At 66.2% G+C, this 14,489-nt stretch carries 15 protein-coding genes; 11 read left to right on the forward strand and 4 right to left on the reverse strand.

Annotated elements, in window-relative coordinates:
* Positions 1-3 precede the first annotated feature (3 nt).
* From ACQP0C_RS06135 to ACQP0C_RS06165, 7 genes are all read left to right on the forward strand, one after another.
* A complete protein-coding gene (locus ACQP0C_RS06135) occupies positions 4-1,479 on the forward strand; it encodes an ATP-binding protein (protein ID WP_433731369.1) in 1,476 nt (491 codons plus the stop codon).
* 70 nt (positions 1,480-1,549) lie between these two features.
* Positions 1,550-2,989, forward strand: coding sequence for a trypsin-like peptidase domain-containing protein (locus ACQP0C_RS06140; protein WP_433731372.1), 1,440 nt, complete (start codon positions 1,550-1,552; stop codon positions 2,987-2,989).
* Positions 2,989-3,564 carry a MogA/MoaB family molybdenum cofactor biosynthesis protein gene (locus ACQP0C_RS06145; RefSeq protein WP_433682669.1) on the forward strand — a complete coding sequence of 192 codons (576 nt, stop codon included), beginning with the start codon at positions 2,989-2,991 and terminating at the stop codon, positions 3,562-3,564. The genes ACQP0C_RS06140 and ACQP0C_RS06145 overlap by 1 nt, the downstream gene beginning before the upstream one ends.
* 697 nt (positions 3,565-4,261) lie before the next feature.
* Positions 4,262-4,930: an MspA family porin gene (locus tag ACQP0C_RS06150; protein ID WP_433731374.1), complete on the forward strand. Its 669-nt coding sequence runs from the start codon at positions 4,262-4,264 to the stop codon at positions 4,928-4,930.
* Positions 4,931-4,992: 62 nt separating this feature from the next.
* A complete protein-coding gene (locus tag ACQP0C_RS06155) occupies positions 4,993-5,664 on the forward strand; it encodes an MspA family porin (protein ID WP_433731376.1) in 672 nt (223 codons plus the stop codon).
* A 311-nt stretch (positions 5,665-5,975) separates the two neighbouring features.
* Entirely contained in the window at positions 5,976-6,650 is a 675-nt protein-coding gene (locus ACQP0C_RS06160; protein ID WP_433731378.1) for an MspA family porin, read from the forward strand.
* 74 nt (positions 6,651-6,724) lie between these two features.
* Positions 6,725-7,396 carry an MspA family porin gene (locus ACQP0C_RS06165; protein ID WP_433731380.1) on the forward strand — a complete coding sequence of 224 codons (672 nt, stop codon included), beginning with the start codon at positions 6,725-6,727 and terminating at the stop codon, positions 7,394-7,396.
* Positions 7,397-7,528: 132 nt separating this feature from the next.
* Here ACQP0C_RS06165 and mscL read toward each other — a convergent pair whose 3' ends face one another.
* The 4 genes from mscL to ACQP0C_RS06185 form a co-directional block, all read right to left on the reverse strand.
* Positions 7,529-7,933 (reverse strand): large conductance mechanosensitive channel protein MscL, encoded by a 405-nt coding sequence (gene mscL, locus ACQP0C_RS06170; protein ID WP_433731382.1) that lies wholly within the window; start codon positions 7,931-7,933, stop codon positions 7,529-7,531.
* A gap of 111 nt (positions 7,934-8,044) precedes the next feature.
* Positions 8,045-8,743, reverse strand: a complete 699-nt coding sequence (locus tag ACQP0C_RS06175) for an SAF domain-containing protein (protein ID WP_433731384.1) — start codon at positions 8,741-8,743, stop codon at positions 8,045-8,047.
* Positions 8,744-8,854: 111 nt separating this feature from the next.
* A complete protein-coding gene (locus ACQP0C_RS06180; RefSeq protein WP_433731386.1) occupies positions 8,855-9,151 on the reverse strand; it encodes an FmdB family zinc ribbon protein in 297 nt (98 codons plus the stop codon).
* Positions 9,152-9,220: 69 nt separating this feature from the next.
* Positions 9,221-9,808: a 5-formyltetrahydrofolate cyclo-ligase gene (locus ACQP0C_RS06185; RefSeq protein ID WP_433734451.1), complete on the reverse strand. Its 588-nt coding sequence runs from the start codon at positions 9,806-9,808 to the stop codon at positions 9,221-9,223.
* 86 nt (positions 9,809-9,894) lie between these two features.
* Here ACQP0C_RS06185 and ACQP0C_RS06190 point away from each other — a divergent pair, with 86 nt between their 5' ends.
* The 4 genes from ACQP0C_RS06190 (at position 9,895) to sepX (ending at position 14,376) form a co-directional block, all read left to right on the forward strand.
* Entirely contained in the window at positions 9,895-10,851 is a 957-nt protein-coding gene (locus tag ACQP0C_RS06190) for a UTP--glucose-1-phosphate uridylyltransferase (RefSeq protein ID WP_433682677.1), read from the forward strand.
* A 126-nt stretch (positions 10,852-10,977) separates the two neighbouring features.
* Positions 10,978-12,237: a molybdotransferase-like divisome protein Glp gene (gene glp / locus ACQP0C_RS06195; RefSeq protein ID WP_354958371.1), complete on the forward strand. Its 1,260-nt coding sequence runs from the start codon at positions 10,978-10,980 to the stop codon at positions 12,235-12,237.
* A gap of 12 nt (positions 12,238-12,249) precedes the next feature.
* Positions 12,250-12,900, forward strand: coding sequence for a GNAT family N-acetyltransferase (locus ACQP0C_RS06200; RefSeq protein ID WP_433731388.1), 651 nt, complete (start codon positions 12,250-12,252; stop codon positions 12,898-12,900).
* Between the two features lie 369 nt (positions 12,901-13,269).
* A complete protein-coding gene (sepX, locus tag ACQP0C_RS06205) occupies positions 13,270-14,376 on the forward strand; it encodes a divisome protein SepX/GlpR (RefSeq protein WP_433731390.1) in 1,107 nt (368 codons plus the stop codon).
* The last annotated feature ends 113 nt before the right edge of the window (positions 14,377-14,489 follow it).

The raw sequence follows: 14,489 nt of genomic DNA on the forward strand, positions 1-14,489 counted from the left end.
GTCATGGCACGCGCGATCCCCAAGCGACAACTGGTCGCCACGCTCGGTCAGCCGGATTCGGCGGAGATGCGTCCGCCCATGCCCCTGACCAGATCGGTCTCGCTGCGCTGGCGGGTGACGCTGCTGGCCGCGTCGGTGGTGGCCGTGGCCGTCGCGGTGACTTCCATCGCGGCGTATGCGATGGTTGCCCGCTCGTTGTACGACGATGTCGACTCACAGTTGAAGGCCCGTGCGGCCACCATGATCAATAACAACTTCGACAGCCTGGGGTTCCAGTCGATCGTGATCGCTGGCCTGTACTCCAATGATGTCGGGGTCGCATTGATATACGCCAATCACAAGGCGTATATGCCGCCGCAGCAAACAATTCCGCCGGTGGGCACCCAAGAACTCGCGGTCGCCGACGGGGAGTTGGCGTCGTCCCTGCGCACCGTGAGTAATCAGCGTGTGCTCGCCGTGCCGACACATTCCGGTGCGACGCTGATCGTTTCGCAGCGGTTGCAACCGACCAGGGAGGTGCTGGACCGGCTGGCGTGGTTGCTGTTCGTGGTCGGCGGCTGCGGTGTCGTGCTGGCGGCGGGCGCCGGTACCGCGGTCGGGCGCACCGGGCTGCGACCGATCGGGCGGCTGACGGCCGCGACCGAGCGGGTTGCCCGCACCGATGATCTGACGCCGATTCCGGTTACCGGCGACGATGAACTCGCAAGACTTACCGAGAGTTTCAACACCATGTTGCGCGCACTCGCCGAATCGCGGGATCGCCAACGCAGATTGGTCGCGGACGCCGGACATGAATTGCGGACGCCGCTGACATCTTTGCGCACCAATATGGAACTGCTTATCGCCTCCAGTCGCCCTGGCGCACCGCAGATTCCGGAACAGGATATGGCCGAACTGCGCTCGGATGTCATGGCCCAGATCGAAGAGCTGTCCACTCTGGTCGGCGATCTGGTCGATCTGGCCCGCGAGGATGCGCCCGAAACCGTCTACGACCGCATCGATCTCGGTGAGGTGGCCGAGCGTGCGCTGGAGCGGGCCCGGCGCCGCCGCGGTTCGAGCGAGTTCGTCGCCGAGTTGCGCCCGTGGTTCGTCTACGGGCACGAGGCGGGGCTGGAGCGCGCGATCCTCAATGTCCTGGACAACGCCGCCAAATGGAGTCCGGCCGGGGCACAGGTGCGGGTGACCATGCGCGAAACCGGGCGCGGGCTGCTCGAACTGGATGTCGACGATGCCGGACCCGGTATTGCGCCCAATGAGCGGGAGCTGGTGTTCGAACGGTTCTATCGGACAACGGCCTCACGGTCGATGCCCGGTTCCGGACTCGGCCTCGCCATTGTCAAGCAGGTGGTGACCAAACACGGCGGCACCATCACCATCGATACCTCACCGCGCGGCGGCGCATTGATCCGTATCGTATTGCCGGGTGAAGGTGATGGCGGGCCGCTACCGGAGACGCCCACCGATATCTCGGAAAACTGAAAGCGCGGTCTCAGTCCGCTCTCAGTCGTCGAGGCCAAGCTGGTCGAAGACGTAAGGAGATACGAGAAACATGACCGAGGATTCGAAGGCAGGCGCGACGCCGCAGCCGGATAACCCCAATGCCGCCGCAGCTGGCCCGTATCCCACCCAGGACATCTCGGCCGTGCAACCGGGCCGGCCGGGTCAGGCGCACGGGTACCCTGGACCCGCGCCCCAGGAAGCACCGCGTCCGTCGATTTGGCAGCAGCGTATGTCGCACAACCCGACGCAGCCCTTTCCCGGCCCCGAATCGGGTCCGGAATACACCCAGCCGTCCTACGCGCCGCCCATCCCGCCCGGCGGGCCGTATCCGGGTGCCGTGTTCAACGCACATCCGCAGCAACCGCAGCTGGAACCCGCGCGTCGCCCGGTCCGCACCGGCCTGGTCGTCGGCGCGGTAGCGCTCGCTCTCGTCAGCGGTGGGGTCGGCGGCGCGGTCGGCTCGCTGGTGACCCGCTCCGATAACGGCCGCGCCGTGGTGACCAATGCCCTGGACGCGCCCAAACCCAACGTCAGCAATGTCACGAACGCGCCGGCCGGTTCCACCCAGGCGGTGGCGCAGAAGGTATTGCCGAGCGTGGTGATGATCAAGGTCGCCAGTAACCGTGCCCAGGGTGAGGGTTCGGGTGTGGTGCTGTCCTCGGACGGGCTGATCCTGACCAATAACCATGTCGCCTCCGGCGGTGGCGTCAATGCCAAGATGGAGGTCGCCTTCGCCGACGGCACCACCGCGCCCGCCACGCTGGTCGGCGCCGATCCGGTCTCGGATCTGGCCGTCATCAAGGTCCAGGGCAAGGACGGTTTGACCCCGATCGAACTGGGCACCTCGTCGAATCTCGCGGTCGGCCAGTCGGTTATCGCGATCGGCTCGCCGCTCGGTCTGGCGGGCACGGTGACCACGGGCATCGTCTCCGCGCTCAATCGTCCGGTCTCCACCAACGGTGAGGGCACGCCGAGCCAGGTGCAGCCGGTCATCGACGCGATCCAGACCGACGCCGCGATCAACCCGGGCAACTCCGGCGGCGCGCTGGTCGACGGCAGCGGCAAGCTCATCGGCATCAATACCGCCATCGCCAGCCTCGGCGGCGAGGCGACCGGTCAGCAGAGCGGTTCGATCGGCCTCGGCTTCGCCATCCCGGTCGACCAGGCCCGCCGGGTCGCCGAGGAACTGATCAAGACCGGCCACGCCACCTACGCCCAGATCGGCATCAAACTGCGCCCGCAGGACACCGCCGCCCGGGTGCTCGAGGCGACTCCTGATGGCCCCGCCGCCAAGGCGGGCATCCCGGCCGGGTCCATCATCACCAAGGTGGACAGCCGGACCATCGACTCCGGCGACGCGCTCATCGCCGCGGTCCGCTCACATCAGCCAGGAGACAAGGTGAAGATCACCTACACCGATGAACAAGGCAATAACCCCAAGACCGTCGAGGTGACCCTCTCGGGCGCGGCCGCGGACGGTGGCCGATGATGCGGGTCCTGCCGGGCGGATTGACGGCGCGACCGGGAGCCGACGCCCACCTCGTCGGCCTGGACGCTACGGTTACCACCATGGAAATCGATGCTCCTGTGGCGGGGCGTGCACTGGTGGTGGTCGTCGACGATCGAACGGCGCATGGAGGTGTGGACTCGCTCGGGCCACTGGTCACCGAGCTGCTCACCGAGGCGGGTTTCCTGGTGGACGCTTCGGTGTCCGTACAGGCCGATGAGGTGGAGATCCGCAACGCGCTCAACACCGCGGTGATCGGCGGTGTCGATCTGGTCATCTCGGTCGGCGGCACCGGCATGTCCCCGCGCGATGTCACGCCGGAGGCCACCTCGCAGGTGCTGGACCGGGAACTGCCCGGGATCAGCGAGGCACTGCGTTCCTCGGGCCGGGTCGCCGGCTCGCTCGACGCCGGTCTCTCGCGCGGTCTGGCCGGCGTCTCCGGCTCCACGTTGGTGGTGAACCTGCCGGGCAGCCGGGCGGCGGTCCGCGACGGTATGGCAACCCTGAGTCCGCTCGCCAGCCGAGTGATCGGCGAATTGTCCGGATTGGCCGAATAATCTCCGCCGCGGACTCCTCGGACGACCCTCGCCCGGCGGCGCGCCGGGCGAGGGATGCCGCGCGTCTGGCAAAAATTTTCGGTGACGTTCTCCCGGAGACGACCGGCGACGAGCGCGGTGATGGTTCCGATACCGAACCGTCATCCGACGACTGGCTCCGCTCGCAGGTGCCGCCCCATCACGGCTGAAGACTCATCTACGGTCCAGCCACGTATCGCGGTTCGATGTCGCCGCTTCTTCCACTGTGAATTCCTCATCCTGAAATTTGCTTAGACTTTAACTACGGTTCTGTCCCGTAGTTGCCATCGGCATTGATGTGACTGCCGCCACTTTTGGCGTCGATTCGGCTGGAGCTTCTTTCCTGTTTATGCACGTCAAGCAATATGAGCATTTAAGATAGTGTGATCTAGATCACATTGATCTTAACAGAAACTTACGTTGCCAGACCGTTACTGGTCGGTTTAATCTCGCCACGAGCCACCCACGCCGCTGGACCACGCAGGCCCGGGTACGGCACGTACGTTTGCCGACTCGGCGGAACCTGGCTCGGTTCCGTTGCCAGCACTGACCGTTGCGCCGAAATAACAGCCGGTTACACATCGGCAACAAACGGGGCACAAACTGAGCTGGGCCTGAGAGGACCACCGTCCAGCCTCGATGGTCGAGGCTGACTAGTTAGAACCTGATGAGGGGAAGTATGAGCGAGAACCGCACCCTGCGCAGCGGTGCCCGGATTGCGGGCGTCGGCGCTGCCGCGGCCGTGGCCTTGGGCCTGCTTTCGACCGGTGCTGCCAATGCCGATACCTTCGTGCCGTTGCCGGACGGTCAGAAGGCTGGGCCCGATGTGACCCTCACCCGCACTGGTGAGCACGCTCTGATCTCGCCGTCGCTGGCGGCCAATGGCGCCGGTCGCGTGGTCTGGGTTTCGGGCAATGCCATCGCCGATGTGGCCGTCACGCCGGAAGGCACGGTCGGCCCGAACAATGGCGCCTCCGGCGCCCCGGGCACCAACAACTCCTCGACGCACGGCGCATCGCAGCTGAGCACCGGCTACATCGTCGGCTGCCAGGTCAGCATCGCCAGCGATGCCATCTCCGCCGGTGTCTCCGGCAGTATCAACCTCTCGGGCGGTTCGCTCGGTGGTTCGATCGGCGTCAATCTCGGCCCGGGCGAGGTCAAGTTCGTTCAGATCGATTACAAGGACATCCTGAAGCCGGGTGTCTACTCGGTCGAGTACCAGGATGCCGAGATCGAGATCCAGGGCTGCGCGGGCTACGCCCAGGCGCGTGCCTACACCGTCGTCGAGATCATCGGTGACCACTACTCGAAGACCACCCTCTACGGGCAGCCGTTCAGCATCGGCTGACGTCGGTCGAATCCAACGAACATTCTTCTCGCTCAAGCGAATCAACCCTCGAGGGAAATAGCATGATCAACCGTAAGAACGTGGCACGGGTGGCCGGTGTCGGCGCCGCTGCCACCGTCGCCCTTGGCCTGTTCTCCACCGGCGCCGCGAACGCCGATACCTTCGTTCCGCTGCCGGGTGGCTCGATCACCAAGACGCTGTCCGACGGCACCGTCGTCACCATCAGCCTGACCGGCGAATCCGCCAACATCAACCCGTCCATGGGCTCCACCCCGCTACACCGCAACGCGTGGGTATCGGGTAGCGCTCAGGTCACGGTGTCCGGTGACGGCGGCGGCTCGATCTTCCCGGGCTACACCGTCGGCTGCCAGGTGAATATCGCGGGTGGCGGCGCCAGCGGTGGTGTCGAAGGCACCGCCGACTGGAGCGACGGGCAGAGCATCAAGCCGGGCGTCGGCGCGAACAGCGGTGGCAACCTCACCCTCGGCCCCGGCCAGTCGCAGTCGTTCTATGTGCTCGATCTCGAGCAGGCCGACGACTTCGGCAACGAGGCGCACAAGAAGCGCAACAAGTTCAAGAACGGCAGCGGCTCGGTCACCTGGGCCGATGAGACCATCGGCCTGACCGGCTGCGCCGGTTACGCGCAGGCGCGGGCCTTCATCAGCGTCGAGGTGGAGACCGACAACGTCATCACCTGGACCACCCTGTGGGGCCAGCCGTTCAGCCTCGGCTGATCGGCAGGGGCAGCGCCCCATGAAAACCCGAGCGGGCTCGTCGCATTCGCGGCGGGCCCGCTTTTTCGTTGTGAAACCCCGTGATACCCACCGTGATTCGCGGATCGTAGCGGATCGAACGGTAACATGTGCGAAATCTCACAGAGATTCGGCGGAAACCACTAACATTGTGCGCACCCAAGATCGTCCACCGACGAGATTGTTGGCAATCCGCTTGATGGCCAAGGTATTTCCATCGAGCGGTGTCCGCATGAAAGGGTCTTCGGCCTCGGTACCCCGAGGTCGTCCGCTAGAACCTGATGAGGGGAAGTATGAGCAAGAACCGCTTCAGCGGTCTGCGTCGAGGTGTCCGCATCGCGGGCGCCGGCGTCGTCGCCGCTGTGGGAATGGGCCTGCTATCGACCGGCGCTGCCAACGCCGATGTCTTCGTGCCGTTGCCGGACGGCCAGAAGCTGGGCCCGGGCGTGGCCGTTAGCCGGACGGGAGAACACGCCTTGATTTCGCCGTCATTGGCCGCGAATGGTGCGGGCCGAGTCGTCTGGGTTACGGGCAATGCCATTGCCGATATATCCGTAACGCCCGAGGGCACCATCGGTCCGAATAATGGCGCTTCCGGAGCGCCGGGTACCAATAACTCCTCGACGCACGGTGCTTCGCAGTTGAGCACCGGCTATATCGTCGGATGTCAGGTGAGTATCGCCGATAACGCGATCTCGGCGGGCGTTTCCGGCAGTATCAACCTCTCGGGCGGTTCGCTCGGTGGTTCGATCGGCGTCAATCTCGGCCCGGGCGAGGTCAAGTTCGTTCAGATCGATTACAAGGACATCCTGAAGCCGGGTGTCTACTCGGTCGAGTATCAGGATGCGGAGATCCAGATCCAGGGCTGCGCGGGTTATGCCCAGGCGCGTGCCTACACCGTTGTCGAGATCATCGGCAACAACTACTCCAAGGTCACCCTCTACGGAGCGCCGTTCAGCATCGGCTGACCGCGTGGGATCTCGAAATCTCTATTCGCCGAATCGAACTCATCGAACTCAATCCGCTAGGGGTAGTAACTATCATGATCGATCGTAAGTTTGCGGTGCGCGCGGCCGGGCTCGGTGGCGCCGCCGCCATGGCACTGGGCCTGCTGTCCACCGGTGCGGCCAATGCCGACACCTTCATTCCGCTGCCGGGCGGAGAAATCGTCAAGACACTGTCCGATGGCACCGTTCTCACCATCCGACTAGTCGGCGAATCGGCCAATATCAACCCGTCCATGGGATCCACACCGGTGCACCGCAACGCATGGGTCTCCGGTAGCGCGCAGGTCGAGGTCACCGATGGCTGGAACGGTGCGATATTCCCGGGCTATGTCGTCGGCTGCCAGGTGAATATCGACGGCGGCGGCGCGGAAGGCGGCGCGACCGGCGGTCTCGACTGGGGTGACGGCCAGAACGTCAAGCCGAAGGTCGGCGCCACCAGCGGTGCCAACTTGAGTCTCGGTCCGGGGCAGGCACAGTCGTTCTATGTGCTCGATCTCGAGCAGGCCGACGACTTCGGCAATGAGGCGCACAAGAAGCGCAACAAGTTCAAGGGCGGCAGCGGTTCGGTCACCTGGTCCGATGAGACCATCGGTCTGACCGGCTGCGGTGGCTATGCGCAGGCACGGGCGTTCATCAGCGTCGAAGTGGAAACCGACAATGTCATCACCTGGACGACATTGTGGGGCAAGCCGTTCAGCCTCGGCTGAGTATTCCGCTCGGATATGTGAACGGGCCTGTCGCGGCTGCGACGGGCCCGTTTGCCTTGTGGCACGAACAAATTAGCGTATTTGATTGTGGTCGTGCCGAATTCGGCTCGAATTGTCGTGCGGGGGAGGCGGTCAGAACTCGTGTCGTCCGCCGCCGCTGCGCTGGCCATCGGTGAGCAGATCGCGGATCTCGACCAGCACCTCCAAATCGGTGGGGGTGGTGTCCTTGGTCCCGAATCGTTTCTTCACATGCGTCGCGGGCAGCACGAGCACGAAATACAACACCGTGGCGATGATCAAGAAGTTGATGGCCGCGGTAATGATCGGGCCGACCTGTACAAAGGTCGCCGGTTTATCGGCAACCAATCGGAAACCGAGGCCGAGTTCATTGTCGCCGTCGAAGACGGCGAGTATCGGATTGACGATGCCATTGGTGAACGCGGTGACGATTGCGACGAACGCGGTACCGATCACCACGGCCACCGCCAGGTCGACGACGTTTCCGCGGAGTAGAAAATCCTTGAAACCCTTGAGCATTGCCTGTATCTCCTCTTCGGATGGGAGCTGAATAGCTGTGCTCGGCGGTCCGGGCTGCCGTATTCGACCGATGCTAGTTGACCTTGATCGCAAATGCTCGGCTAACGATTGTCAATGAAAAACGACGGTCAGGGCGGTGCGCAGCGAGGCGGCGGCGACCGCGGTGGCGTGTTCGGCGTCCATCGCGACCAGTACGACCCGCTCGGGCGTGCCGCGCCGGTCACCAGGGCTGGATACCAGGACGACCGCGGCGTCGAGCGCGAGCAGCCGAGCGGGTCGGCTGCTCTGCGGGTTCTGTTCCTCCGCGGCGACGACATCCACCCGGTCGCCCGCCCGCAAAATCTCTGCGACCGCGGTATCGGCCAGCCGAATGGGCACGATGCGGGCATCCGCGGCGCCGGTGGCGACCGCCGCCAGCCTGGGACCGACGATGCGCAGATCGGTGAACACCTCGCCGGTACGCATCGCTGCGGTCAGCGTCGCGCCGACCAGGATGGCCATATCGTCGACCGCGCCCGCGGGCAGTGTCCCGGATTCGTGGGGTGTCGAGCGCAGATCGGCCGCCTCCAAGAGGTGCCCTGGTGGCAGATCGCGTCCGGCGACCACGACGTCGGTGCGTTCACTACCGGGATCGCCGCGCAGGAGGAGGATGACAGCGAGTGCGGTGAGTGCCGCCGCGAGCAGGCGTCGGGCGAGTAGACCGTCCGCCCACGGCGGCCGATTGCCGAATGCGCAGCGCAGGGAGTTGCCACGGCCGAGTTCGGCGAAGGAGCGGGTCTTGTCCAGCGCGATGCTGCCCAGGAGAGCCATGTCCGCAGCCTATGGCCACAATCACAGCGACTCGCCCGGCGAACAGCGGTGCCTGTGGATAACAACAGCCCTGGGGATAACTCCCACAGGGCTGCTTCTACCTGGTGAAACTCAGCTGGCGACGGCCGTGCTCGCGGTGCTGGAGCTGGTCGAGGAGGCGGAATCCGAACTCGATCCGGAACTGCCGGAACCGCTGTCCGACTTCGCCGGCTCGCTCGCGGTCGATGCGCCGCCGCGGCTGTCGGTGCGGTAGAAACCGCTGCCCTTGAACACAATGCCCACGGAGTTGAACAGCTTGCGCAGCTTCCCGGAGCACTCCGAGCAGACGCTCAGCGCCTCATCGGCAAAGGACTGAACGATGTCGAAGCGGTTGTCACACTGGGTGCACGCATATGAATAAGTTGGCACTGGATCCTCCGCAGGGTTCGTCAACCTGGCACTCTACAGCCGACAGTGCCAACATCGCCAATCGGCATTTCATTCCGCATCCCCTTCGCGACCCAATCGATGCAGGCCGCCATGCGGTGTGAGCGCCCAGCCCATGCGCAGATCGTGCGGTTCCTCGGGCAGCCGATCGAGCAGTTCGTCATCGCGGACCACCGCGATCAATCGCGCCGTCGGCCGGGCCGCGGCCAGCGTCCGGTCGTAATATCCGGCGCCACGGCCGAGCCGGACGCCGCGGCGGTCCACCGCCAGCGCCGGGACCAGGATCAATTCCGCCAGCGCTATCGCATCGGCGAGCACCTCGCCCGCGGGCTCTAGCAGCCCGAACCTGGCGCGCCGCAAGTCGTCGGTACCGGTGAATTCGGCCCATCGCAGTGGTCCCGGCGGTCCGGTGACCGGCAGCAGCACCCGGGCGCCCGCCGCGCGCAGCGCCGCCAACAGCGCCGTCGATCCGGGTTCCCCGCGCACCGGCACGTACGCGCAGACCCATGCGGGAACGTCCAGGGCTGCGATGTTGTGGGCCAGCTCACGTGCCTCGGTTTCGTGCTCGGCGGCGGTCAGCGCGGCCCGCCGAGCGTTAATTTCCACACGCCAGGCATGTTTGTCACGCTCGCCGGGCATCTCCACGGTGATCACCTTAAGCTCACCGGGACCCGGGTCGGCGTGATGGCCGCCTCGGGCCGGTGATGGATGGATAGGGTAGGCGTATGACAGCAATGGCGGGACAATCCGCGAATGGCGCGGTCGTTTCGTGTTTCCGCACGGCCGTGGTGCCCGCGGCCGGGCTCGGGACGCGGTTCCTGCCCGCGACCAAGACCGTGCCCAAGGAACTGCTGCCGGTGGTGGACACTCCCGGCATCGAGTTGGTCGCGACGGAGGCCGCCGACTCCGGTGCCGAGCGACTGGTCATCGTGACCTCGCCGGGTAAGGACGGCGTGGTCGCGCACTTCGTCGAGGATCTGGTGCTGGAGGGCACGCTCGCCGAGCGCGGCAAATTCCATCTGCTGGAGAAGGTTCGCAAGGCGCCCGCGCTGCTGGATGTCACCTCGGTGGTCCAGGAGGAGCCGCTCGGCCTCGGACACGCCGTCGCGCAGGCCGAGGGTGTCCTCGATGACGACGAGGACGCCATCGCCGTGCTGCTGCCCGACGATCTGGTGCTGCCGTGCGGGGTGCTCGATGTGATGAGCCGGGTGCGGCGCAAGCGCGGCGGAACGGTGTTGTGCGCCATCGACGTTCCCAAGGACGAGGTCAGCGCCTACGGTGTCTTCGATGTCGCGCCGGTGCCCGACGCGGTGAACCCGAATGTGCTGCGGGTCAACGGAATGGTGGAGAAGCCGGCGCTGGCGGACGCGCCGTCGACCTACGCGGCCGCGGGCCGATACCTGTTGGACCGCGCCATCTTCGACGCGCTGCGCCGGATCGAACCGGGCGCGGGCGGCGAACTGCAACTCACCGATGCGATCGCACTGCTGATCGAGGAGGGCCATCCGGTCCATGTGGTGGTCCACCGTGGGTCGCGCCACGATTTGGGCAACCCGGGCGGCTATCTTCGTGCTGCGGTCGATTTTGCCTTGGAACGAGAGGAATACGGCCCCGCCCTGCGGGAGTGGCTGCAGCATCGGCTCAGTTCGGACTGGGACCCACAGCTGACCACCGACGACTGATAGCGGCGGGCGTCGGGTTTCGCCGATAGTGGACCGTCGGGTACGAATGATGGTTCACCTCGCGCACGGAACGTGGTTGCGCGGGTTGCGGAATCGGGTCGGTGCGGAGAGATCAGGAAGGGCTGGATGCGCTCGGTTGAGGATCAGCAGATCAAGGTGACAGCTGCGGCGGTCGCGCCCCGGCCGGTCCGGGTCGCGATCTCCGAGGCCCAGGGCCTGCTGTGCGCCGAGGATGTCGTCACCGAGCGACCGCTGCCCGGATTCGATCAGGCCGCCATCGACGGCTACGCGGTGCGCAGTGTCGATGTCGCCGCCGCCGGTACCGATATCCGCAACGAGGACGGCGAACTTGTCGATCTGACGCTGCCGGTGGTCGGCGAGGTGGTCGCCGGTTCCAAACAGCCGATCCGATTGCAGCCGCGCCAGACCGTGCGGGTCGATACCGGTGCGCCGCTGCCGACACTGGCCGATGCCGTGCTGCCCTTGGATTTCACCGATGGCGGCCGGGCCAGGATCAAGGTGTACGAGCCGGTGCGATCCGGCGACTATGTCCGGCGCATCGGCGACGATGTGCAGCCCGGCGATGTGGCGGTGCGCGCGGGCACCATTATCGGTGCGGCGCAGGTCGGTCTGCTCGCCGCGGTCGGCCAGGACAAGGTGCTCGTGCATCCGCGGCCGCGGTTGTCGGTGATCTCGGTGGGCGGCGAGCTGATCGATATCGATCGCACGCCCGGCCCCGGACAGGTCTACGACGTCAACTCCTATGCGCTGGCCGCCGCCGCACGCGATGCCGGCGCGGATGTGAACCGCGTCGGCATCGTGAGTTCGGATCCGCGGCGGCTGCGCGATGTGGTGGAGGGGCAGTTGGTGCGCTCGGAGGTCGTGGTGATCGCGGGCGCGATCGGCGGCTGGGCCTCGGAGCAGGTGCGTGAGGCGCTCGAAGGGCTGGGCGATCTCGAAATCGCCCGGGTGGCAATGCATCCCGGCTCGGTACAGGGTTTCGGACGGCTCGGTCGCGATGAGGTGCCGACGTTCCTATTGCCATCGAATCCCGTTGGCGCACTGGTGGTTTTCGAGGTCATGGTGCGACCGTTGATCCGAATTGCCTTGGGGCGCCGCCATCCGATGCGCCGAATCATTCGTGCCAGGACGATCACGCCGATCACTTCGATCGCCGGGCGCAAGGGCTACCTGCGGGCCCAACTCATGCGCGATGAGGCCACCGGCGACTATCTGGTGCAGCCGCTCGGCGGCGGCGCCGGCGGTTCGTCGCATCTGCTCGCCACGCTGGCCGAGGCGAACAGTCTGATCGTGATCGACCCGGACGACACCGAGATCAGGACCGGTGACGAGGTTCGTGTCGCATTTCTCGCACAGCGTGGCTGAGGCGTGGAGACGATGAACGTGTTCCGGGGCACGCAGCATCCCGGATGGCCCGCGCATCTGGGACCGGTGCGGGTCGCGGCGGGTGCGGTGAGTTTGCGTCCGGTGCGGTTGCGCGACGCGGCGGTGTGGAGCCGGATCCGGTTGCGCGACAGGGCACATCTGGAGCCGTGGGAGCCGACCGGGCGCGGTGCCTGGGAGGCGCGCAACCATGCGTCGAACTGGCCGTCACTGTGGTCGAGTCTGAAGGCCGAGGCCAGACGCGGCGCCATGATCCCGCTCGTGATCGAGGTCGACGGCGCCTTCAGCGGCCAGCTGACCGTCGGCAATATCGTGCGTGGTGCACTGCGTTCGGCGTGGATCGGCTATTGGGTGGCCAAGGATCTGGGCGGTCAGGGGGTGGCGACGGCCGCCTTGGCGCTCGGGCTCGACCACTGCTTCGGACCCGTCGGATTGCATCGGGTGGAGGCGACGGTGCGGCCGGAAAACCTGGCCAGCCAAGCGGTTCTGCGCAATGTCGGCTTCCGCGAGGAGGGTCTGCTGAAGCGCTACCTCGATGTGGACGGGGCCTGGCGCGACCACCTACTGGTCGGCATCACCGTCGAGGAGGTGGCGGGCACCGTCGTGGACCGGCTGGTGCGCGACGGGCGGGCCACCCTGCCCTGAACGCCGGATGACGGCACGTCCGTACCGTTTTCGACGCGCCCGGCCGTCGCGACGCGCGGAAATAATGGTGGGAATGTGACAGGTGTGGCGTATGTGCACGGCGCGCCTGACCGAACTTGGTGCGACACGGAATTAACCTACGGACGTCGGAGGTGCGTCCTGTGCCACCGGCAGTGACCGTAGCGATTGCTTGCAGGTCGCTCGAAAGGATGAGCTGTGGGGCGCTCGGTGACCTGTGCCGAACACGCCTCGCGGCGACCGGACGTCCGTCCGTCGGAGGCGTTTTGCAGCGAGCGAACGCACCGCGACGGGGCGGGGTGCGGCCCGGTCGAACAGACGATGCGGCGGGGACGGAGGTGCTGAGGCGAGATGCCGAATTCGATCCTATGGATTGGCTTGGTCGTGCTCTGGGTCTTCGTGCTGTTCCCGATCCTCGCCGACCGGCATCCCAGGATCAGGCAGACTACCGACGCGGCGTTGGCGACCCGCGTATTGCACCGCGGCGGTTCCAAGCGGCGCACGAAGAGCGGACCCGCCGCCGGACATGACAGCGATCCGGATTACCGGCCGACCCGAGTGCAGAGAAAGCTATCCCACAGCGATGATGCGGAGGACCGGATGACGACACCGGCCGACGAGCAGGTCACCGAGGACGACGATTCCGCGGACAGCCCGCCCGAAGCCAGGTCGGCGGTATCCGATACCGAAATCGACGACAGGGAAGGCGAAGTCGACGAAGTCGACCCGGCCGACGACGAAAACGACGATGCGGAAGCCGAATTCGACGACGCTGTCGGCGAAGTCGACCGTATCGATTCCGACGATGACGAGATCGCAACGGCCCGAACGGCTGCGAACCAACGTGCGACGGCCGATGATGACCTGGTGGCGGCAGAGCACACCGAAACGACCGGTGCCCGGATCCCCTCGGCCCGGACGGCGCCACCCGCTCGTCTCGACGAATCCGATTCCGACGATTCGGATTTCGTGCCCACTCGGCGCGGCCGCGGCGGCTTCGACCCCGAGGCCGACGCCATCGCGCGCGCGGCCCGCTACACCTTCCGCCAGCGCGCGGTACTCGGCCTGATCCTGGCCGCCGTCACCTTCGGCGGACTTTCGGTGGCACTCAGCCCCCTGTTCTGGTGGGGTTGTGGCGGCTCCGCGCTCGTTCTGGTGACCTATCTCGCGTACCTACGCAAGCAGGTGCGCATGGAAGAGGAGATCCGCCGCCGTCGCCTCGCCCGGCTGGCTCGCAGCCGCGGCGAGCACGTCGAGGAGGAACGCGAAGCCGAGCGACGCGCCCAACAGCGCGTCATGGACCGCGACACCGCCCGCGCCCTGCGCCGCCGCTCCGCCCTCATCGAGCCCGATGACGAAGACCCCACGTTCGAACACCTGGAAACCTTCGACGCCGCCACCGCCCGCGCCCTGCGCCGCGGCCAGGGCGGCGATATGCGCCGCGCCGCAGGTGCCTGATCACCCGGACGCCACGTCCGATCGCACACCCAGCCCCGCATCTGCCCAGCTCAGCCACACGATTCGGAGTCTGCCCACCCCGCCTGATACAGTGTCACAGCGCGGTTCCCCGG

The sequence above is a fragment of the Nocardia sp. CA-129566 genome (genome assembly GCF_050956075.1).
Classification (GTDB): Bacteria; Actinomycetota; Actinomycetes; order Mycobacteriales; family Mycobacteriaceae; genus Nocardia.